The 21,791-nt window shown below is 74.9% G+C and carries 13 protein-coding genes; 4 read left to right on the forward strand and 9 right to left on the reverse strand.

What is annotated here, in order from left to right; genetic code table 11:
- Window positions 1-31: 31 nt before the first annotated feature.
- The gene (locus AB0F71_RS20940) at window positions 32-1,873 is read right to left on the reverse strand and encodes a non-ribosomal peptide synthetase (protein WP_360236448.1); all 1,842 of its coding nucleotides are present in this window, start codon (window positions 1,871-1,873) and stop codon (window positions 32-34) included.
- Window positions 1,870-7,899 (reverse strand): acyltransferase domain-containing protein, encoded by a 6,030-nt coding sequence (locus AB0F71_RS20945; RefSeq protein ID WP_360236451.1) that lies wholly within the window; start codon window positions 7,897-7,899, stop codon window positions 1,870-1,872. The genes AB0F71_RS20940 and AB0F71_RS20945 overlap by 4 nt, the downstream gene beginning before the upstream one ends.
- Before the next feature lie 793 nt (window positions 7,900-8,692).
- On the opposite strand from AB0F71_RS20945, the gene AB0F71_RS20950 reads away from it, so the two are divergent.
- Together AB0F71_RS20950 and AB0F71_RS20955 are read left to right on the forward strand one after the other, a co-directional pair.
- Window positions 8,693-10,039, forward strand: coding sequence for an MFS transporter (locus tag AB0F71_RS20950; RefSeq protein ID WP_360236454.1), 1,347 nt, complete (start codon window positions 8,693-8,695; stop codon window positions 10,037-10,039).
- Window positions 10,040-10,133: 94 nt separating this feature from the next.
- Window positions 10,134-11,984 (forward strand): acyl-CoA dehydrogenase, encoded by a 1,851-nt coding sequence (locus AB0F71_RS20955; RefSeq protein WP_360236457.1) that lies wholly within the window; start codon window positions 10,134-10,136, stop codon window positions 11,982-11,984.
- Window positions 11,985-12,049: 65 nt separating this feature from the next.
- Here AB0F71_RS20955 and AB0F71_RS20960 read toward each other — a convergent pair whose 3' ends face one another.
- The 4 genes from AB0F71_RS20960 to AB0F71_RS20975 form a co-directional block, all read right to left on the reverse strand.
- Window positions 12,050-13,357, reverse strand: coding sequence for an MFS transporter (locus AB0F71_RS20960; RefSeq protein ID WP_360236459.1), 1,308 nt, complete (start codon window positions 13,355-13,357; stop codon window positions 12,050-12,052).
- Window positions 13,354-14,571, reverse strand: a complete 1,218-nt coding sequence (locus tag AB0F71_RS20965) for a cytochrome P450 (protein WP_360236462.1) — start codon at window positions 14,569-14,571, stop codon at window positions 13,354-13,356. The genes AB0F71_RS20960 and AB0F71_RS20965 overlap by 4 nt, the downstream gene beginning before the upstream one ends.
- Entirely contained in the window at window positions 14,568-15,368 is an 801-nt protein-coding gene (locus tag AB0F71_RS20970; RefSeq protein ID WP_360236465.1) for a class I SAM-dependent methyltransferase, read from the reverse strand. Before AB0F71_RS20970 ends, AB0F71_RS20965 begins: the two co-directional genes overlap by 4 nt.
- A 289-nt stretch (window positions 15,369-15,657) precedes the next feature.
- Window positions 15,658-16,716, reverse strand: a complete 1,059-nt coding sequence (locus tag AB0F71_RS20975; protein WP_360236468.1) for a hypothetical protein — start codon at window positions 16,714-16,716, stop codon at window positions 15,658-15,660.
- 454 nt (window positions 16,717-17,170) lie between these two features.
- On the opposite strand from AB0F71_RS20975, the gene AB0F71_RS20980 reads away from it, so the two are divergent.
- Window positions 17,171-18,262, forward strand: a complete 1,092-nt coding sequence (locus tag AB0F71_RS20980) for a LuxR C-terminal-related transcriptional regulator (RefSeq protein WP_360236471.1) — start codon at window positions 17,171-17,173, stop codon at window positions 18,260-18,262.
- 57 nt (window positions 18,263-18,319) lie between these two features.
- Here AB0F71_RS20980 and ssuE read toward each other — a convergent pair whose 3' ends face one another.
- The 3 genes from ssuE to AB0F71_RS20995 all read right to left on the reverse strand — a co-directional run bounded on the left by ssuE (window position 18,320) and on the right by AB0F71_RS20995 (window position 21,101).
- Window positions 18,320-18,859 (reverse strand): NADPH-dependent FMN reductase, encoded by a 540-nt coding sequence (ssuE, locus tag AB0F71_RS20985; protein WP_360236474.1) that lies wholly within the window; start codon window positions 18,857-18,859, stop codon window positions 18,320-18,322.
- Window positions 18,860-18,966: 107 nt separating this feature from the next.
- Window positions 18,967-19,200, reverse strand: a complete 234-nt coding sequence (locus AB0F71_RS20990) for a phosphopantetheine-binding protein (RefSeq protein ID WP_360236477.1) — start codon at window positions 19,198-19,200, stop codon at window positions 18,967-18,969.
- Window positions 19,197-21,101 carry an HAD-IIIC family phosphatase gene (locus AB0F71_RS20995; RefSeq protein ID WP_360236480.1) on the reverse strand — a complete coding sequence of 635 codons (1,905 nt, stop codon included), beginning with the start codon at window positions 21,099-21,101 and terminating at the stop codon, window positions 19,197-19,199. The genes AB0F71_RS20990 and AB0F71_RS20995 overlap by 4 nt, the downstream gene beginning before the upstream one ends.
- A gap of 268 nt (window positions 21,102-21,369) precedes the next feature.
- Between AB0F71_RS20995 and AB0F71_RS21000 the strand changes: the two genes are divergently transcribed.
- A complete protein-coding gene (locus AB0F71_RS21000) occupies window positions 21,370-21,573 on the forward strand; it encodes a DUF6059 family protein (protein ID WP_360236483.1) in 204 nt (67 codons plus the stop codon).
- Window positions 21,574-21,791 lie beyond the last annotated feature (218 nt).

Here is a 21,791-nt window from a genome sequence, read left to right on the forward strand (position 1 = left end):
GCTCCTGCCTCGTGTCGGGTGGGGGAGTGGCTCAGCCGTCGGTTGCCGGGCGGTCGGTGGCCGGGCGGCCGCGCAGGGCCGCGCGGCGGGCGCCGGCCCGGCGGCGGGCCGACTGGACCACCTCGGGGGTGGCGCCCTCCTCCTCGTCGAGCCAGCGGGCGAGCGAGGCGATGTCGCGGAAGCTGAACAGGTCGGGCACCCGGACCCGCCGGTCGAAGCGACGGGTCATCAGCCGGGCCAGCCGGATCAGCAGCAGCGAGTCGCCGCCGAGGTCGTAGAAGGCGGCCTGCACGTCGATGCCGGACGGTTCGAGGTCGAGCAGCTGCCCCCAGATCTCGGACACGGCGATCTCGGTGGGCGTGCTCGGCGCGGTCGTCGGCCCGCCGGTGCCGGCGGCCGGCGGCTCGGGGAGCGCGGCGCGGTCCAGCTTGCCGCCCGGCCCGAGCGGCAGGGCGGGCAGCACCACCAGGGTGGCGGGCACCAGGTAGTCGGGCAGCTCGGCGGCCAGCCGGGCGGTGACGGCGCCCTGGAGCGCCGGGTCCAGCCGGGGCCCGTCCGGGGCGGGGCCCTCGCCCGCGGGCACCACGTAGCCGACCAGCCGGTTGCCGCGGACGGCGGCGGCCGCCTCCCGGACCTCGGGGCAGCCGGTCAGCCGGGCCTCGACCTCCTCCAGCTCGATCCGGTAGCCGCGCAGCTTGACCTGGTGGTCGGTGCGGCCGAGGAAGCGCAGCTCGCCGCCCTCGGTGAACTCGGCCAGGTCCCCGGTGCGGTACATCCGCCCGCCCGGGTGGAACGGGTCGGGCAGGAAGCGCTCGGCGGTGATCTCCGGCCGGTTGACGTAGCCGTGCGCGACCCCGGCGCCGCCGAGGTACAGCTCGCCGGGGGTACCGGTCGGGACCGGCCGCCGCTGCTCGTCCAGCACGTACACCAGGGCGCCCTCGGTCGGCGGGCCGATCGTCGGCTCCTCGGCCGACTCCTCGGGGACGAGGCCGAAGGAGCAGAACACGGTGCCCTCGGTGGGGCCGTAGGCGTTGAACACCCGGGTGGCGCCGGTCTCCCGGTACGTCCGGTCGACCAGCTTGCGGCGCAGTGCCTCGCCGCCGAACACCACGGTGCGCAGATTGGGCGGCAGCGCCCCGGCGTCCAGCAGGCCGTTCATCACCGACGGCACGGCGTTGAGGTGGGTGATCCGGTCGGCGTACCGGCTCTCCGGCAGGTGCACGGCGCTCTCGACCAGCACCACGGCGCCGCCCCGGCACAGCGCGTTGAAGATCTCCATCACGGACATGTCGAAGCAGACCGAGCTGGCCGCCGCGACCCCGCTCAGGTCGCAGCCCTCCAGCACGCGGTCCATCGCGGCGAGCATCGCCACCGCGCCGCCGTGCCGCACCGCCACGCCCTTGGGCCGACCGGTGGAGCCCGAGGTGTAGATGACGTACGCGGTGTCCCCGGGCACGACCGGGACGGGCTTCGCGCCCGGCTCGGTGCTCACCGCGGCGCCGTCCAGCACCAGGACGGTCGGGCCGGGCGGGCAACTCGCCCGGGAGGCGGGGGTGGTGAGCAGCAGCCGGGTGCCGCTGTCCTGCACCATGAAGCCGAGCCGGTCGGCGGGGTAGTTCGGGTCCAGCGGCAGGTAGCAGGCGCCGCTGCGCAGCGCGGCCAGGATGCCGACCAGCAGCTCGGGGGTGCGCTCGACGCAGATCCCGACCGGGACGCCCGGGCCGGCCCCGGCGGCGGTCAGCCGTTCGGCCAACTCGGCCGAGCGGCGGTCGAGTTCGCCGTAGCTGAGGACGCCGGCCTCGGCGTAGACGGCGATCGCGTCGGGGTTCTTGGCGGCCAGTTCGACGAAGGCGGAGTGCAGGGTCTCGGTCACCGGTCCGTCTCCTCGGGCAGGCCGGCCGGGGCGACGGCGCCGAGGGCGAGGTCGGGCCGGGCGATCGAGTCGAAGAGCACGGTGCGGTACAGCGCGAGCAGTGCGGTCACGGTGTGCCTTTCCAGGTAGCTCGGTTTGAACTGGACGTGGCCGGCCACTTCGCCGTCGATGTCGGCCATCGAGATCTCCAGGTCGAACTTGGCGAGGTGCCGGCGGACCTGGAGCGGTTCGAGCGGCAGGGCGCCGCCCGGGGTGAGGGTGGAGCCGACGCCGTGGAAGAGCTTGACGGAGCGGGGGAAGGCGTCCGAGGACAGCCAGTTGACCACCACGTCGAACCACGGGGAGCGGCCCTCGGCGCGCGGCGGCCGGAGCCGGGAGGCGAGCAGGTCGAGGGGGTAGTTCATGTGCTCCAGCAGGCCGAGCGAGAAGTCGTGCACCTCGCGCAGCAGCTCGCGGAAGCTGCGGTCGGCGGCCGGGTTGGCCCGCACCAGCACGGTGTTGAGGTAGTAGCCGACGGCGGACTCCCAGCCGGGCTCGGCCCGTTGGGCGATCGCGGTGGCCAGCACCGCGTCCTCGGCGCCGACCGCGCGGTTGAGCGTGGCGAAGAACCCGGCCAGCACCACGGTGCTGATCGACACGCCCTCGCGCAGCGCGAACTCCCGCAGCAGCTGGCTCTCCTCGGCGCTCCAGCGGAACGCCAGGTCGCGGCCCTCGTAGGTGACGCCCGGCGGCCGCTCCTTGGCGGACAGGTCGAGGTGGGCGGGCGGGTCGGCCAGCTTCGCCGACCACCAGTCCAGCGCCGCCCCGGCGGCCGGCCCGGCCAGCCACTGCCGCTCCCACTCGACGAACTCGGTGTACGGGGCGGCCGGTGCGTCGGCGGCCGGGTCGGCGCCCTCGTAGTAGGCCTGGAGCTCGCGGATCATCACATCGGCGGAGGCCGCGTCCGAGGCGATGTGGTGGACCAGCACCAGCAGGTAGTGGTCGGCCGGGCCCCGGTTCAGCAGGACGACCCGCACCAGCGGCCCGTTGTCGAGGTCGAGCGGCCGGTGCCCCTGCCGGGCCAGCTCCTCGCGGGCCTGCTCGTCGTCCAGCGCGGAGCCGTCCAGCACCAGGAACTCGTACACCGGTTCGTCCAGGACGACCTGGTACGGCCGCCCGCCCGTCTCGACGAAGAGGGTGCGCAGCGCCGGGTGGCGGGTCGTCACGGCCCGGACGGCGCGCTCCAGGGCCTTCTCGTCGACCGCGCGGCGGATCCGGGCGGTCACCATGAAGTTGTAGGGCACGGCGTCCGGCGCGACCATCTGCATGAACCAGAGCGAGGACTGGCCGTGCGAGGCGGGCGCCAGGGCGAGGCCGAGGCCGTCGGCGCGCAGCTGCTCCAGGGCCGGCGCGTCGGTGGCGTCCAGCAGGCCGCGGGCGTCCAGTTCGTCCAGCAGTTCCTCGGCGTCCAGTTCGGAGAGCTCGTCGAGGAAGGCGTGGTCCGGGGCGGCGGGGGCGGTTACGGGGGCCGGTACGGGGGCGGGGGCGGTTACGGGGGCGGCCGGGGCCGGCGCGGGTGCACCGCCGTCGGTGAGCCCGACGAAGTGGCCGACCACCTCGGAGATCGGGCGGCCGTCCAGGAACACCACCGGCGACACCCGGTGCCCGAACAGCGCCTGCATCCGGTTGACCAGCCGGATCCCCAGCATCGAGTCGAGGCCGAAGTCGCGCAGACAGGCGCCGGTGTCGAGGCCGCTCACCGGCACGCCCAGCGCGTCGGCGAGTTCGTCGAGGACGACCTCCGCCACCGGCCGGGCCGCGGGCTCGGGCGCGGCCTGCACGACGGCCGCCGGCAAGGGCGAGGGCGCGGGTGCGGTGGCGACCGGCGGAGCCGCCGGAGAGGGCGCGCGGGCGGGCTGCGGCTCGGTGTCGATCCAGTAGCGCTCCTTCTGCCACTGCACCAGCGGGGTCTCCACCGGCTCGACGTCGTCGTCGAACAGCGGGTCGAAGGTCAGCGGCAGGCCCCGGACGTACAGCGAGGCGGCCGCGCCCAGCAGGCAGCGCAGGTCGCTCTCCTCGCGCCGCAGCGAGTTGACCGCGTGCACCCGCGCCCCGCGGGTGAGCGCGATCTCCTCGACGGCGCCGCGCAGCGTCTCGTGCGGGCCGATCTCGACGAAGGTGCCGACACCCCGGTCGACCAGCGCCCCGATGGTCTCGGCGAAGCGGACCTGGTTGCGCAGGTTGTGCACCCAGTAGTCCACGTCGGTGGGCGGGTTGACCGCCTCGGCCAGCGCGGTGGAGTGGAAGTCGATGACGGGCGGCAGCGCGCTGATGCCCTCGATGCCCTCGCGCAGCGGCTGGAGCAGCGGGTCCATGCCGGGGCTGTGCACCGGCCGTTCGACCCGGATCCGGCGCACCGACACCCCCTCCCGCCGCAGGTCGGCCTCCAGGGCGTCGACGGCCTCGGGCGAGCCGGAGACCGCCGCGCTGGTGGGGCTGTTGACCACCGCGACGGCCGCGTGCGCGGCGTACGGGGCGAGCCGGGGCAGCAGCTCCGCCTCCGGCAGGTCGACCGAGATCATCGCGCCCGCGGCCGCCTTGCGCTCCAGCAGGTGCGAGCGGGTGACCACGACCCGGGCGGCGTCCTCCAGCGACAGCGCCCCGGCCACGCAGGCGGCCGCGACCTCGCCCAGGCTGTGCCCGACCACGGCGGCCGGCTCGACGCCGAGCCCGAGCCAGACCTTCGCCAGCGACACCTGGAGGGCGAACAGCACCGGCTGCTGGACGTCCATCTCCTCGTACCGGGCCTGCTCGGCCGGGGCGGCCAGCTGCTCCAGCACCGAGCAGCCGCCGGCCGCGCGCACGGCGGCGTCGCAGGCCGTCATCCAGGCGCGGAACCCGGCGTGGGAGCGCAGCAGTTCACGGCCCATGCCGACCCACTGGGTGCCGCCGCCGGAGAACACCAGCGCCACCCGGCGGTCGACGTTCCCGGAGACCGCCCCGGTGAACACCTCCGGGTGGGGGCGGCCGGACGCGACCCGGGCGAGGCCGTCCAGGACGTCCTGCCGGCTGCGGGCGAACAGCGCGACCCGGTGGTTGTGGTGGGTGCGCCGGGCCGCGAGGGTGTACGCGAGGTCGGCGACCCGCAGGCCCGGGTCGCGTTCGACGTGGTTGGACAGTTCGCGGCAGGTGTCCGCCAGCGCGCCCGCCGTCCGGGCCGTGACGGGCACCAGGTGCAGCCGGCCCTCCGGGGCGGGGTCGGCCTGGCCGGGGGCGGTGTGCCGGCCCCGGTCACCGGCCAGGAACGGGTGCGCCGGGACGGCCAGTCCGGCGGCGTACAGCGCGCCGAGCGAGCCGAGCAGCGTGACGGCCTCGTCCTCGCCGCGCCGCAGCGAGGGCAGGGTGGCGGCGGGGAGCAGCTCCGACACCGACTTGAGCAGCAGCGGGTGCGGGCTGAGCTCGATCACCGCGTCGACGTGGTGATCGCGCAGGCCGGTCAGGGCGTCGACCACCCGGATCTCCCGGCGCAGGTTCTCCGCCCAGTAGTCCGGGCCGAGTTCGGCGCCGTCGACGGCCTCGCCGGTGACCGTGGAGATCATCGGGATCCGGGTGCTCCGGGGGCGGATGCCGTCGAGTTCGACCTTCAACGGGGCGAGCACGTGGTCGACCAGCGGGGAGTGCGGGGCGTGGCCCATCCGCACCCGGTGGTTGGTGACGCCCGCGTCGGTGAGCCGCCGGACCAGGCCGTCGATCTCCTGCGGGGTGCCGGTGACCAGGGTGGAGCGCAGGCCGTTGCGGCCGGACAGGGTGAGCCCGCCGGTCAGGTACGGCTCGACCTCGTCCGCGGCGGTCATCACCACGATGCCCTCGCCCCGCCCGACGGCCAACTGCTGGAGCAGCCGCCCGTGGTGGGCGGCCAGCCGGGAGGCGTCCTCGAAGTCGAGCGCGCCGGCCACATGGGCGGCCGCGAACTCGCCGACGCTCTGCCCGACCACGACGTCCGGCTCCACGCCCAGCGCGCGCCAGGTCTCGGCCAGCGCGACCTGGAGGGAGAACAGCAGTGGCTGGAAGACGTCCATGTCGTCCAGGCGGCCGTCCGGGGAGAGCAGCTGCTCGACCAGGGAGAAGCCCAGCAGCTCCCGCATCCGCCGGTCGGAGCGCATCATCGAGCGGCGGAACACCGGCATCCCGGCCAGCAGTTGGCGGCCCATGCCGACCCACTGGGAGCCGTTGCCGGAGAACAGGAACGCCACCCGCGGGCGGCCCCCGGCCGGCTCGCCGACGCTCAGCCCGGGCGCCGGTGCACCGGCGCCGAAGGCGTCCAGCTGGGTGCGGAGTTCGGCCAGGTCACGGGCGGCGGCCGCGAGCCGGAACGCCCCCTCGCCGGGTGCGCGGCGGCACAGTTCGCGCAGATCGGTGGCGTCGCGCAGGGCCCGGGCCCGTTCGGCCAGCGCCTCCCGGGAGTCGGCGGCCAGCAGCAGCAGGGAGCCCTCGGGGCGCGGCAGTTCCTCCACGGCGACGTGGCAGATCGCGCCGCCGAAGCCGAAGGAGCTGACCCCGCCCCGGCGGGCGTCGGAGCGCCGCGGCCAGGGCGTCAGCCGGTCCTGGACGGTCAGCCGGTACTCGTCGAAGAGGATCTGCGGGTTCGGCGTGCTGTAGTGCAGGCTCGGCGGCAGCACGCCGTTGCGCATCGACAGCGCCAGCTTGACCAGCCCGACGATGCCCGCGGCCGCCTCCAGGTGGCCGACGTTGGACTTCACGGAGCCCAGCCGCAGCGGCTCGGTGCGGTCGCCGCCCAGGACGGCGCCGATCGCATTGGCCTCGATCGGGTCGCCGAGCGGCGTCGCCGAGCCGTGGCACTCGATGTAGTCCACCAGGTGCGGGTCGATGCCGGCCCGCCGGTACGCGGTACGCAGCATCTTCTCCTGCGCCTGCGGGTTCGGCGCCGTCATCCCGTTGCTCAGGCCGTCGTTGTTGGAGGAGCTGCCCTTGATCAGGCAGTACACCGGGAGGTCGCGCTCCAGGGCCACGCTGAGCGGCGCGAGCACGACGACACCGGCGCCCTCGCCGCGGACGTAGCCGTCGGCCCGGGCGTCGAAGGACTTGCAGCGGCCGTCCGGGGCGAGCGCGCCCATCGCGTCCATCGCGGTGTAGTAGTCGGAGACGAAGCTCAGGTTGACGCCGCCGGCCAGCACCAGGACGCTCTCGCCGAGCTGGATCGACTGGCAGCCGACGTGCACCGAGACCAGGGAGCCCGCGCAGGCGGCGTCGATGGCCATGCTCGGGCCCTGCAGCCCCAGGACGTAGGAGACCCGGTTGGCGATGATGCCGTCGTGCATGCCGGTCGCCGTGTGCGGGGTGATCTGGGCGTCGGGCCCGCGGTAGTGCGCAAGGGCGGCGTAGTCGCCCCAACAGGAGGCCATGAACACCCCGGTGTCGCTGCCCAGCAGGGTGTGCGGGGCGATGCCCGCGTCCTCCAGCGCCTCCCAGCACAGTTCCAGGACGAGCCGCTGCTGCGGGTCCATCTGGACGGCCTCGCGCGGCGAGATGCCGAAGAACAGCGGGTCGAAGCGGTCGATGTCGTCGACGAAGCCGCCCCAGCGGACCGCGTCGTTCATCAGCGCACGGCGCGCGGCCGGGACCGGTCCGACGGCGTCACCGCCCTCCACCAGCAGCCGCCAGAACGCGGACGGGTCCGGGCCGCCGGGGAAGCGGCAGCCGATGCCGACGACCGCGACCGGCTCGTGGGTGCGGGTGCCGCGCTCGGCGCCCCGGGCGGGCTGCGCCTCGCGAGGGCCTTCGACCAGGGCCCGGGCCAGCTCGCCGACGGTCGGGTACTGCCAGAGCCAGGTGGCGGGGACGGCGCGCCCGAGGAATTCGGACAGTTCGGCGGCGAGCGCCACCGACCGTGCGGAGTCCAGCCCGTACCGGTGCAGCGGGGCCCGGGGGTCCAGGGTGTTCGCGGACACGTCCAACAGTTCGGATACGCGGGAGAGCAGGAAGTCCGTGACGGCGGACAGGTCCGGCACCGTGCGTTCTTGGGGCATGGCGACTCCCTGGGCAGGGCGGAAGGAAGGGGTGGGGGAAGGGGTGGGGAGGGGACTCTGGTGGGTCGGAACTGCCCGGCCGGACGGCTCGCGACAGCCTGGTTCAGCCGCGTGCGGACGTGCGGATCAGCGGCTCGAATCGCTCGGATCGGCTCGGGTGATCACGCGACAGCGGCCCACTGTGAAGTTCTCGCCGTCGGGGATTCCGCGGCGCTGGTGTCCCGGTCCGCCCTGGATGCGGAGGTCGATCGGAAGGGCCGATCGGAAGGTCGATCGGGTCTGGCGCAACGAGTGTGCGATCTATGCGAATCGATGTGCAGCGGATCACCGGGTGTTTACCGACCAGCGGGTACGAGAGTGCCACTTGGCGATTGGTGAGACAAGCGTCGTCTGCGAGCCGGTCCGGGCAGTGGCGGGATCCGATCGCCAAAGTGTCCGATTCGACCTGCTCGGTCGACTGTCCCCGGACGAACGATGAATGGCGGCTGAACCGCTTTAGGGCGGGCTTTCGTTCGCGCGCGTACAGCGAATGTTCGTGTGAGGCAAGGGAGTTGGGCGGCCTTCCGGTCGCCTCTCGGTTCGCGTGGGGTGGACAGCGGACGATCGACCCGGGCAAGCTGATCCCCATGCCAGTTGCGAGTCCTGAGACAGCGTCAGCCAGTGTCGACCGCTCCTTAGCCCCTCGGCGCCCTGGACGGCGCCGGGTGCCTGCGCCGCCCGGTGCAGTGCGCCACGCCGACCCCGCCGTCCGTGCCGGGCATGTCGCCCCCGCCTACCCCGTCGGCGGCCGGGCATGACCGACGTCGCGGTGCAGCCGCTGGCCCGACCGGGACTGGCCCTCGGAGTGCTGGCCGGGGCGCTCGCCCTGGACGTGAGCGGCCTCGGGGTGCTCAACGCCGCCCTGCCCTCGGTCGGCTCCCGCTTCGACCTCGCCGACACCACCCTCCAGTGGGTGATGACCGCCTACGCCGTCACCTTCGCCGGGTTCCTGCTGGTCGGCGGCCGACTGGCCGATGTGCTCGGCCGGCGGCGGGTGTTCGAGGTCGGCGTCGCCGTGTTCACCGCCTCCGCGCTGGTCGGGGCGGTGGCGCCGAACATCGGGGTGCTGCTGGGCGCGCGTGCCGTCCAGGGAATCGGCGCCGCGCTCTCGGGTCCGGCCGCGCTGGCGCTGCTCTCCGAGGCGTTCCCGGCCGGTCCGGCCCGCAACCGGGCGTTCAGCGTCTACGCGGCGGTCGGCGCCGCGAGTTTCAGCGGCGGGGTGATGCTGGGCGGCGTGCTGACCCAACTCCTCGGCTGGCGTTCGGTGCTGTGGTTCTCGGTGCTGCTGGGGGCCGGTGTGCTGGCCGTGACCAGGATCGGCCTGCCGGACGGCCCCGGGCACCGCGGCCGGCTGGACCTGCCGGGCGCCGTCGCCGGGACCCTCGGCCTCACCCTGCTGGTGGTCGGGGTGAGCAGCTCCGGCGCCACGGCCTGGACGGTGCTGGCCGCCGCCGCGCTCTGCCTGGTGCTGTTCGTGGTGCGGGAGCACCGCACCGCCGACCCGGTCCTCCCGCTCGGCCTGTTCCGGCTCGGCTCCGTCCGGGCGGCGAGCCTGGCGGCGTTCCTCCAGTACACGGGCTCGGTCGGGATGCTGTTCTTCGCGCCGCTGTACCTCCAGGGGATGCTGGACTACTCCCCGTTCGAGTCCGGCCTGGCGCTGGTGCCGATGTCCGCCGCGGTGTTCCTCACCGCCAACTTCGCCACCGGCCGACTGCTGGCCCGCTTCACCCCGCGCACCCTGATGTCCGTCGGCCTGGTCCTGATCGGGGTCGGCACCGGGCTCTGGCTGGTCACCCCGCACGACGGCTCCTACCTGGTGCACGTGCTGCCCGGCCTGGTGCTCAGCGGCATCGGCCAGGGGCTGAACTTCCCCTCGATGACCACCGCCGGGCTGGCCGGCGTCCCGGCCGAACAGCAGGGCGTCGCCGGGGCGGTCAACGTGGTGACCCAGCAGATCGGCGCGAGCGTCGGGGTGGCGCTGATGGTCCTGGTCGCCGGGACCAGGACGGACCAGCTCGACGGCTACCACCTCGCCTACGTCACCGCCGCCGTGGCCTGCCTGCTCGGCGCCGCGGTCGTCGCCGCGGGGCGCCGCACCTGACGGACCCCGCGCCCACCGTCCCGGCCCGGCCCTTCCCGGGCCCGGGCCGGGTGCTGGTGTCCGGCGACGGTTGACGCCTTCGGCCCGGTGGAGCATGCTGCTGACCAAGCCAAGCAAGCGCTTAGTCACTCGCGAAAGGCGCCACCCCGTGCCGTCCCTGCTGCTCTCCCGCCGCGACCTCGACTTCCTGCTGTACGAGTGGCTGGACGTTTCCTCGCTCACGGCCCGGCCCCGCTACGCCGACCACTCGCGGGAGACCTTCGACGCCGCCCTGGACCTCAGCGAGCAGGTCGCCACCCGGCACTTCGCGCCGCACAACAAGCGGAACGACGCCGAGGAGCCGCGCTTCGACGGCGAGCGGGTGCACATCATCCCGGAGGTCCGGGAGGCGCTGGCCGTCTTCGCGGACACCGGCCTGCTCGGCAGCGCCATGGACCACGAGGTCGGCGGCGCCCAGCTGCCCTCCGTGGTGGCCAGCGCCTGCTTCGCCTGGTTCCAGGCCGCCAACCCGGGGACCTCCGGCTACCCGTTCCTCACCGTGGGCAACGCCAACCTGCTGCTGGCGCACGGCAGCCGGGACCAGATCGACACCTACGTCCGGCCCATGGTCGAGGGGCGGTTCTTCGGCACCATGTGCCTGTCGGAGCCGCAGGCCGGCTCCTCGCTCGCCGACCTGCGCACCCGGGCGGAGCCGCGCGCCGACGGCAGCTACCGGCTGTTCGGCAACAAGATGTGGATCTCCGGCGGTGACCACGAGCTGTCCGAGAACATCGTCCACCTGGTGCTGGCCAGGATCCCCGGCGGGCCGGCCGGGGTGAAGGGCCTCTCGCTGTTCATCGTGCCCAAGGTGCTGGTCGGCGCCGACGGCGCGCTCGGCGAGCGCAACGACGTCGTGCTGGCCGGGCTGAACCACAAGATGGGCTTCCGGGGGACGACCAACACCCTGCTCAACTTCGGCGAGGGCGTGCACCGGCCGGGCGGCGAGCCCGGCGCCGTCGGTCACCTGGTCGGCGAGCCGCACCGCGGCCTCGCGTACATGTTCCACATGATGAACGAGGCCCGGATCGGTGTCGGCCTCGGCGCCACCGCCCTCGGCTACACCGGCTACCTGCACGCCCTCGACTACGCCCGCACCCGCCCCCAGGGCCGTCCGGTCGGGGCCAAGGACCCGGACGCGCCCCAGGTGCCGATCATCGCCCACGCCGACGTGCGGCGGATGCTGCTCGCCCAGAAGTCCTACGCGGAGGGCGCGTTGGCCCTGGTGCTGTACTGCGGCCGACTGCTCGACGAGGAGCGCACCGCCGCCTCCCCGGAGGACCGGGCCCGCGCCCACCTGCTGCTGGACGTCCTCACCCCGATCGCCAAGAGCTGGCCCTCCCAGTGGTGCCTGGAGGCCAACAGCCTCGCCATCCAGGTGCACGGCGGCTACGGCTACACCCGCGAGTACGACGTCGAGCAGTTCTACCGGGACAACCGGCTCAACCCCATCCACGAGGGCACCCACGGGATCCACGGCCTCGACCTGCTCGGCCGCAAGGTCGTCATGGACGGCGGCGCGGGCCTGCGGCTGCTCGCCGAGACGGTCTCGGCGACCACCGCCCGGGCCGGGAGCGCCGGCGGGGAGGCGGCCGAGTACGCGGGGCAGCTCGACGAGGCCGTCCGGCGCATCGTCTCGGTCACCCGGCGGCTGTGGGCGGCCGGGGAGCCGGAGACGGCGCTGGCCAATGCCACCGTCTACCTGGAGGCGGTCGGCCACACCGTCGTGGCCTGGCTGTGGCTGGAGCAGCTGCTCGCCGCCGACGGGGGCGGCGAGCCCGTGCACGAGGGGAAGCGGCACGCCTGCCGGTACTTCTTCCGGTATGAACTCCCAAAGACCGAGGCCCAGTTCCGGCTGCTGGAGAGTCTGGACCGGACTGCCGTCGAGATCCCGGACGACGCGTTCTGAGGGTGCTCCGGCCCCCGGACCGGTGGGGCTGGGGGCCGAGCTTCGCGGGGGCGGTCAGGGGGCGGTCAGGGGTCGGCGCCCTCCGGGAGCGCCGTGACGAGGGCGGGCAGCCGCCGGGCGAACAGCCCGGCGGTGGCCAGCACCAGGACTCCCATGACGGCGACGGAGCGACCGGTCGTCATCGCCTCGGCGATCAGCCCGGCCGCGACCGGGCTGAGGCCCTGGGCCGTCATCAGCCCGGTCGACTGCAGTCCGAAGGCCTGCCCCCGGGAGCGCTCCGGAACCGCTGCCAGGAACGGCCGTTGCAGGCCCAGGGAGTAGCAGAACCCCACGCCCACCGCGATCAGCAGCACCCCGCCGAGCGCCACCGGGAGGCCGGGGACCGCGAAGGCCAGCAGGGGTGCGCCGAGCACGGCGAGCAGCGGCAGCACCGAACGCTCCACCGTGCCGGTGCGGACGAACCGTCCCAGCACGGTGTTGCCCACCAGCATGCCGATCGGCAGGCAGGCGAGCAGTACCCCGCCGGTGCCGGTCGACAGCCCCCGGTCCCGCACGTACGGCAGGACCAGGCTCTCCGCCCCGGTGGCGAAGGCCGGCGGCAGCCAGCGCACCAGCAGCAGCAGCCGGACCCGCCGGTCCGCGAGCAGCCGTCCGTTCTCCGCCCAACTGCCGCCCACGGTCGAGCGCCTGCCGCCCACACCGGACCGTCGGCCGCCCACGCCGGAGCGCCGGCCGCCCGTCGGGCGGGGCACCGGGAGCGGCAGCGGGCCGAGCCGGGCCGCCCACAGCCCGGCCGCCAGGTGCGCGAGCGCGGTGACCAGCAGCGCCCGGCGCGCGCCCAGGGCCGCGACCGCGAGGCCGCCGCAGCCCAGCCCCAGCAACTGGGCGCCGGAGGACACCACGTTGAGCAGCGAGCGGCCGGGGACGTACGCGGCGCCCGGCAGCACCTCGGCCACCGCCCGGCCGGTGGCGCCCTGGCTCACCGGCGTGGTGGCGGCCACCGCCGCGACCAGGGCGAGCACGGCCCAGTAGGGCAGCGCGACCAGCACCAGGACGACGGCGGTGGCCCCCTCCAGCAGGTAGCCGAGGCCGATCAGCCGGGCCGGCTGCACCCGGTCCGCGACGTTGCCGAACAGTCCGGACCCGATCACCTGGGGGATGAAGGAGATCCCGTAGGCAAGCGCACCGAGGACGGTGGAGCCGGTGGCCGTCAGCACCAGCACGGAGAGGGCGACCGCGCGCAGGCTCTCGGCCACCGTGCCCAGCCCGTAGCCGCACAGCAGCACCCGGTACGGGGCCACGGCCAGCAGCTGCCGGTAGCCGACCCGCTCGGCGGCCGGTGCCGGTGGGGGCGCGCCTACGGCACGGGTCACGGCCGCGCCCCCGGCCTCCGACCGCCCGCAGGCTCCCGTTCGCCCGCCGGATCCCGGTCGGCGCCCGTCACCAGCAGCTGCTGGAGGCCGCGCAGGGTCGCGCTGGGCCGCCGCACCGGCTCCCCGACGATCCGCAGCTCCTCGTACCGGTCGCCGAGCGCGTGGAACAGTGCCTGCACGATCCGGACGGCCAGGTGGTTGCCCAGGCAGGCGTGCACGCCCCGGCCGAACCCCAGGTGCGGATTGGGGTCGCGTCCGAAGTCGGCCCGGCCGGGCTCGGGGAAGACGGCCGGGTCGTGGTCGGCCGCGCCGAACACCGCCAGCACCACCTCGCCGCGGCGCAGCCGTCGGCCGCCCAGGTCGACGTCGGTGTTGACGGCCCGGCCGCTCGCCTGCACCGGACCGTCCAGCCGGAGCAGCTCGTTGACGGTGGCGGAGTCGGCCTTGCTCAGGTTCGCTCCGCTGAGCGCGCCGTGCCGGTCCAGCCCGAGCAGGGCGTTCCCGATCAGGCTGGTGGTGGAGGTGTAGCCGGCGTGGAACAGCGCCCGGGCCGTGTTGACCAGGTGTTGGGCGGGCACCTCGCGCCGGGCGGCGGTGAGCCCGGCCATCATGCCGTCGGTGTACTCGGCCCGGAACCAGCCGTCGACGAGGTCGTTGAGCAGCACGCGGGCGGCCAGGCCCGGTTCGATCCGCTCCGGTGCGAGGCCCCCGTCCATGCCGAGGACCAGCGCGCGGGAGGCCGCGCGGAACTCGGCGTCCTGGACCGGCGGCGGGGCGCCGAACAGCAGGCAGGTGGCGGACAGCGACAGCGGCTCGGCGAGTTCGGTGATCACGTCCGCCGGTCGGTCGCCGAGCCCGGCGACCAACTCCTCGGCCGTGCGCCGGACCTGCTCGGTCCAGCGCTCCAGGTCGACCGTGCGCAGGGCGGCCAGCACCGGCTTGCGCAGCTCGGTGTGCTCGGGCGGGTCGAGGGTCTGCATGCTGAGCCGCTGCCAGGGGACGTCCCGGCCGGACTTGCGCAGGTCGGAGCCGAAGGTCCCGGTGTCCTTGACCACCCGGAGGCAGTCCTCGTGCCGGGTGAGCACCCACACGCCGAGCTGTTCGTGCCAGTGGACCGGGTCCTCGGCGCGCAGCCGGGCGTAGACCGGGCGCGGGTCGGCCAGCATGGCGGGGCTGAGCGGGGCGAAGAGTTCCCCGTCGGGCTCCCCGGTCACCGGGCCGCTCCCGTCGGCGGACGGTCGACGGCGCCCGGGCCGCCCGAGCGCCGGGCCAGCGCGAAGTCCTCCGGCACGCCGGGCGGCGGGTCGAGGAGCGCGAAGCCCGCCTCGGCGAGCTCCCGGTGGACGGCGGGTCGCGGCACCGTGAACAGCACTCGGGAGACGGTCTCCTGGTGGACGATCCGGCCGTCCAGGCTCGCCGTGTACTCGGCCCGGCGCCGCATGGTGGAGTCGCTGAGGGCCTCCGAGGAGGTGCGCAGCCGGTACTCCACCCCGGCCACCGTGGTCTCCGCGGCCGTCCGCAGCTCCCAGGTGCTCGGCCGGCCGTCGGTGAGCATGTCGAGGGCGAGCAGCCCGCCCGGCCGGACGGCGCCCGCCAGGTCCGCGAACAGCTTGCGCCGGTCCGGACCGTCGAGGCACTGCAGCACCCCGGCGCACAGCGCGTAGTCCACACCGCTGGGCAGGCCGGTCGCCCCGGCCGGGAGCAGCACCGTCCGCGTGGCGAGCTCGGGCCGGGCGGACAGCTTGGCGAGGTGGACCGCGCGCATCCCGCGCGAGGGCTCGAAGCAGTGCACGGTGCAGCCGAGTTCGGCCAGCCGCAGGGCCAGGGTGCCGGTGCCGGAGCCGAAGTCGAGCACCACGTCACCGGCGCGGGCCGGCCCGGCGAACGCGTCAGCGTTCGGCGAGGTCTGGTGGCCGGCGGCGTCGGCCCGGGCGAAGAGGTCGTAGTAGTAGGCCATGACGTCGTACGGATCCGGCGCGGCGAGCGCGTCGCCGCCGGTGGGCTCTTCCACTCTGGATCAGTTCCTTCTGGAATCGGGGCGGTGCGCAGGCCGGAAAAAGGTGTTGGCCGTCGGCTCATCAGCCGTCGGCCAACACCCGCGCTTTTCCTGTGGTCGTGCATTCAACGGGTCTCCGGGTTTCAGTGGTCGTAGCTCATGTCGAGCCCCCTTTCCGCTGACGACGCAGAAACTATCCATCGCGCCGAACCGTCCGACAACGCCGCGAATGCGGCAGCAAACTGCATGGCAGCTACTTCCGTCGATTCCGCCGCCCCGCCGGCGGGAGTTCGAGGACGGGCCGCTAAGCGAGCCAGACCGGCCCCCAGTAGAGCGGCTGGGCGCCCAGGATCGGGTCGTCGAGCACCCGGATGCCCAGCACCCGGAGCCGGCGGGCGGACAGGTAGCCCAGCACGTCCTCGGTCAGCCGGTGCAGCGACCCTTCGGACAGCGTCCCGAGCAGCTCGTCGGCGGACGGCCGCCCGACCCCGTCGAACGGCTGCGGGGCCGCCCAGGCCGACCGCTCCGCCCACGCCGACCGCTCCGCCCGGGTCGCCGCCTCGGCCCTCGCATGGCGCAGCGCCCCGCAGGCGTCGGCACCCCAGGCCGCCGTCGGCGGCGCCCCGGACGCCCGGTCGAGGAGGCGGACGATCCGCCATCCCCCGGGCAGGCCGGGGATCCGGCCGACCACCACGCCCCGCCCGCTCCCCGGCACCCCCGCCTCGACCACCCGCCGGACGGCCGCCCGTCGGGAGAGCAGGGCGAGGGCGCCGTCGAGCAGCCAGTGGCGCTCGCTCGGCCCCGCCGCGCCCACGCTGGGGCCGGGCGGGGCGGGCCCGCAGCCGGGGTAGGGCGCGGGGGCCAGCGACCGCAGGCCGTCCAGGACGTGGTGGAGGTGCGGGCGCCGGTCGAGCGGGCCCCGGCGGTCCAGCAGCCGGCGGGTCGTGACGAGCAGGCCGCTCCATGGTTCGAGCAGCGGGGCCGCGCTGCGCAGCAGGTCCTCGGGGTCGGCCCGGGTGTCCGTCAGCCGGTCGCCGAGCGTGCGGATCCCGCTCCACTGCGGGCGGCCCGGGCCCGCCAGGGTGACCCGGCTGACCGAGCCGCTCGCCCGGTGCACGACCGCGGCGCCGTCCTGCGGGGAGCGGGCGAGCAGCTCCCTGACGGTCTCGCGCAGCGCGGCCCCGGCGGTGCCCGGGCCGCTGCCCGGCCGCGCCGCCGGGCCCGGCGCTCCGTCGGCGCGGTGCCACAGCGCGACCCGTCTGACCAGTTCCTCGTGCCGCTCGCCCGGCCGGGCGCCGCCGGGGCCGAGGACGGCGAGGCCGGGCAGCACGGTGACCGGCATCGGCTGCTGCTTGTCGGGCATGCGGTGCGGGGCGTCCTTCATGAGGGGGCGGCGTGCGACCGGCCCCCGCCTCCGACGCTCCTGCGCCCCGCGGCACCGGACGGGGCGCCACGGGTACGGCTCCGGTCAAGCTTCGGCCCGGCCGCGCCGCGGCGTCCATCGAGGGGGTGCGGCAGGAACCTGCACGGCAGGCTTGCCCGCGCGGACCGCGCGGACCCGCGGGTGTCGGCGGGGGTCGGCGCGGGGTGTCCGCGGATGGGGCGAATTCCGGTACGGCCTGTGTGGAAATGCCGCTCGCGGGACCACCGAATCGTCAATTCCGGTGTCGGCATTCCGTTTCCGTCCGGGCCGGTCCGGAAACGGCCGGCCGATTTTCCATGCTCATGACGACAGGGCGGGTTAGGGTGTCCGGTGGAGCGTCGCTGTTGATCGACGGTGAGGCGTGTGGATTGTGGTGGAAATCTCCCAAAAGGATATGACGTACCTGGACGACACCAGCTCCGCGAAGACAAGTTCCGTGCAGCTGAGCCCGATCGCCGTATCGATCTACGGCTCGGCCCTGGAGCGCGGCCGGATCTCCGAGGCGGACCAGCCCGAGCTGCTCGAGGAGCTGCGCGCCACCCCCGCCGAGGTGGAGCTCGGGCTCGCCGTCCTCAGGGAGTTGAGGCTGCTCACCCCGGCCCCCGACGACCCCGGCGCACTGACCCCGGCCAGTCCCGACTCGGCGGCCGCCCAGCTGGTCACCCCCATCAAGCAGGAGATCGCCGGCCTGGAGCAGTTGGCGTCGGACCTCGAATCCCAGGTGCTGTCGCTCAAGTCGCTCTACTTCGAGAGCCGTCAGCGGCGCAACCGCCGGGAGGCGGTCGACGTCATCGACGGCGCGGGCCGGGTCCGCTCGCTGCTGGGCGAGGCCTTCCGCCGCTGCTCGGTCGAGGTCTTCGGTGCGCACCCCGGCGTCATCTCCGAGCAGGAGCTCGAGGGTGCACTGCCCGAGCAACTCGCGCTGCTGGCCCGCGGCGTCCGCCTGCGCCTGCTCTTCCAGCACCCGGTCAGGACCAGCGCCCGCCGGCGCGAACTGCTCGAACGGCTCACCCGGGCCGGCGGCCGGATCCGCACCTGCGAGGAGATCGCCGACCGCATCGTCGTCCTCGACCGCGAGACCGCGTTCATCCCCAGCTGCTCCGGGCCCGACGGCGCGGTCGTCCTGCGCGAGCCCTCCACCGTCGACTACCTCTACCGCTCTCTCGAACAGGCCTGGTCCGCCGCCCTGCCCTTCGAGCCCGACGGCCCCGGCAGCCCCGACGGCCCCGGCGCGCCCCGCTGCGGCATCGCGGGCGAGGAGATCAAGCGCGCGATCCTGCGGATGCTCGCCGCGGGCGCCAAGGACGACCTGATCTCCCGTCGGCTGAGCATCTCGGTCCGGACCTGCCGCCGCCACATCGCCGAGATGATGGACGAACTGGAGGTCTCCAGCCGCTTCCAGGCCGGGGTCAAGGCGATCGAAGCGGGCCTGATCCGCCGCTCGACGGCCCCGGGCGAGGGGGCGCCCCAGGAGGCGGCCTGCTGACCGGTGCTGCTCACCGGAACACGCCGACGGGGGAGGCGGTGAGCAGGCGGTGGCGGGTCAGCCCACGGGGGTCGGCAGGGCGTCGGCGAACCGGCCGACCACCTCGTCCAGGGCGGTGGTGGCGGCGGGGGAGAGTTCGGTGCTGCCGTCCGACGCGGTCAGGATGTCGCGGTCGAGGACGAACCAGCCCTGGGTGACGTGCGCGGCGCCCATGCTGGTGAGCACCGGCCGCAGGGCGTAGTCCACCGCCAGGACGTGGGCCGGCGAGCCGCCGGTGGCCAGCGGCAGCACCGTCCGGCCGGCGAGGGCGTACTGCGGCAGCAGGTCCAGCAGGCACTTGAGCAGGCCCGAGTAGGCGGCCTTGTAGACGGGCGTGCCCACCACGACGCCGTCGGACTGCCGCAGCAGCTCGGCGACCTCGAGGACGGTGGGGTGGGAGACGTCCGCGCCGGTGAGCACCTCCGCGGGCAGTCGGCGCACCTCCAGCGGGGTGACGTGGTGGCCGCGGGCTTCGAGGCGCTGGGCGGCCGCCCCGAGCAGGCGGGTGGTGCGGGAGACGGGGGACGGGCTGCCGGAGAGGGTCAGGATGCGGGCCATGGGAACCTCGATCGGGTGGTGCGGTGGGCGGGTGGGTCGTGAGGCGCCGTGCGGGTGGGTCGTCGTACGGTGCGCGGGTCGGTCGTCGTACGGCCTGCGGGCCGGTGTCAGACGGTGGCGATCCGGTGGATCTCGGCGAGGGTGCGGGCGTCCAGCAGGTCGGGCAGCGACAGCCGGCGGCCGGTGAGGCGTTCCAGGGCGGTGAGCAGGCTCAGCAGGTGGAGCGAGTCCCAGCCGGGGAGGTCGTCGAAGTCGACCTCGGCGTCCTCTGGCCCGAGCGGCAGGCCCAGTTCGGTGGCGGCCACGGTGATCAGTTCGGCGAGGCCGTCGGGGGCGGTCATACGGGGTGTCCTTCCAGGAGGCCGGTCAGCTCGGCGTCGAGCCGCAGGTGGCCGGGCGGGGGCAGTTCGGTGTCGAGGTCGTGGCGGAAGGCGAGGCCGCCGTCCGGCCCGGCCGAGCCCTCGGCGGGGACGAAGCCGTACCGGGGCAGCAGGTCCTTGACCGTGCCGTTGCGCGGGCCGGGCCGGTAGCGGCCGGTGACCGCGCGCAGGCCGGTGTCGGCGGCCAGGCCGAGGACGGCGGAGAGCACCGCCTGCTCGATGCCGCGGGAGAACACCCGGCAGCTCAGCAGGAAGTTGTCGATCCGCAGCTCCTCGCCCTCGCGGGCCAGGAAGACCGCGCCGACCAGGCCGTTGTCGCCGAAGCGGTCGGCGGAGCGCACGGTGAGCACCCCGGAGCCCTCGGCGGCCGCGAAGGCGGCCACCTCGGCGGGCTGGAGGCGGCGGGTGGTCAGGTTGAACTGGTTGGTCCGCAGGGTGAGTTGGGAGACCCGGGGGAGTTCCTCGGCGGCCAGCGGGCGCAGTCTGACCTCGACGCCCAGCTCGTTGAGGTAGTCGGTGAGCGAGTCGAAGCCCTGGAGGAAGTCGCTGCGGGCGACCTCGCCCCGGTAGAGCTCGGCGCGCTTGCGGTCCTCGCCGGTCAGCCGGCGGACGTCGAACCAGCCGTCGGACAGCAGCCGTTCGACGTGCAGCGCCGGTTCCTCGTCCAGCGCCACCACCGCGACCTCGGGCAACTCCCGTCTGACCAGGCCGCGTTCGTAGGACGAGTCGTCGACGAAGACGAAGCCGGAGGTGCCCAGGTTGAGCGCCTCGGCGAGGTCCGTGATCCCGGCCGGCTTGGGGCGCCAGTCGGCCGTCACCCGGACGAAGTCCGCCTCGCGCAGCGTCATCTCGGGGTGCTCCCGCAGGACCGTCAGGACCGGCTCGCGGTCGTTCTTGCTGACGGCGGCGAGCAGCACGCCCTGGGAGCCGAGCTGTTTGACCACCCGCTGGAACCCGCGGAACGCCTCGCCGCGCGGCGTCCCGCCCGCCTCGACGCCCTCCGGGCCGTCGTCCCCGAGGATGCCGCCCCACACCGTCTGGTCCAGGTCCAGGACGAGCACCTTGCGGGTCAGCCCGGCCAGGTGGCGGGCCAGGTGCCCGGCCTCGCGGGCGTAGGCGGCGAGCAGCGGCTCGGAGAGGTGGGCCTTCGCGTAGACGTCGAGCCGGGCATCGGTGACCGGGACGCCCTCGGCGAGCAGCGGGTCGAGGTCGAGGACCACCACCGAGGGGTTCTCCTCGCCCAGCCGCAGCAGCCGGGCGTTGGCCTCCCGCCAGAGCGCGCCGAGCCGTGCCCGGGACTGGTGGTCGACCAGCTGGTGGGTCCAACGCCTCGGCAGCGGAACGGTGTTGAGGACCAGGACGCCGCGTGCCGAGGCCGCGAAGCGGGCCGCCAGCGCGGTGATCAGCTCGACCTTGCCGTCCAGCACCCTGGCCGCGTCCTCCGGCCGCCAGGGCAGCGGGACCTCGTCGAAGACCACGGCCGGGTCGAGCAGGCAGAGCGTCAGGTCCGGATCGGCGGCGTAGAGCGCGCTGCCGGGGTCGGACAGCTCGAACACCCAGCTGTCGAAGTCGCCCCGGTACGGGCGCAACAGCAGTCCGTGCCGGGCGAGTTCACCGGTCAGCGGGGCGATCAGCGGGGCCACGGTGCCGTGCCCGAGGACGGCGACGGTGAGCACGGGGGTGCCCGGGTGGGCGGCCAGCACCTCCGTCGGGTCAAGCCCGGCCAGGATCCGGCCCGCGTGCGCCGTCCGGGCCGGGTCGGCCTCCGCGAGCAGGGCCCGGACGCCGGGGTACTCGGCGGCGAGGCGGCCCTGACGGCGGAGGTCGAGCAGGGCGTGGGCCGGGTCGGCGGTCGTTTCCATCGGGGGCTCTCCGATCGGTCTGCTCCGGGGCGTGGGGCCGTGGAGCGGTGCCGGGCCATCGTGGCCGGGCGGACTGAACCGGGCCTGAATCCCGGCCGGGCGCGGGCCGGTTCAGGGCCGGTTCAGGGCCCGTTTTCGCGGCACCCGGAGAGTGGGTGGCTCCCTCGACCCCGAGACCCCGGGAGGTACCGGGTTGGACGTACTGCATCCCCGGTCGGCGCGCCGGTACAGGGCCGCCGACTGGGCCCTGCGCCGGATCCTGCTGCCGATGAGGTGGTTCGCCGTCGGCTGGGCGCCGCTGCCGGGCTGCGACGGCTCGGCGTGGGCCGGCCTGCCGCCGCAGCCCCGTTCGCCGTTGTTTCCGTCGTCGCCGGGCGGCCCGCCGGCCGGGCACCCCGAGCGGCTGCTGGTCGGGGTGCCGCCCACGCCCGTCGAGCGGGAGCTGTGGGCGGGCCTGACCCGGCCGGGCTGAGCGGGCGACGTGCCGACGTTCAGGGGTGGTTTAGCCGCCCCGCCGAGCATGACCGCCGGGGCCGGCCGGTGCCGGCGCACCCCGGCAGCCACGGCGCTGCCGCCGCGACATCCGGCCGGCGCCCCCGTCTCCCCGGCGCCCCTGGCCCCTGGCCCCGGCGCCGGGCCGCCGGGCCGCCGCCCCGCCACCACTCCGTCACCACGCCACGCCTGCCCGGC

The organism is Kitasatospora sp. NPDC028055 (assembly GCF_040637885.1).
Lineage (GTDB): Bacteria > Actinomycetota > Actinomycetes > Streptomycetales > Streptomycetaceae > Kitasatospora.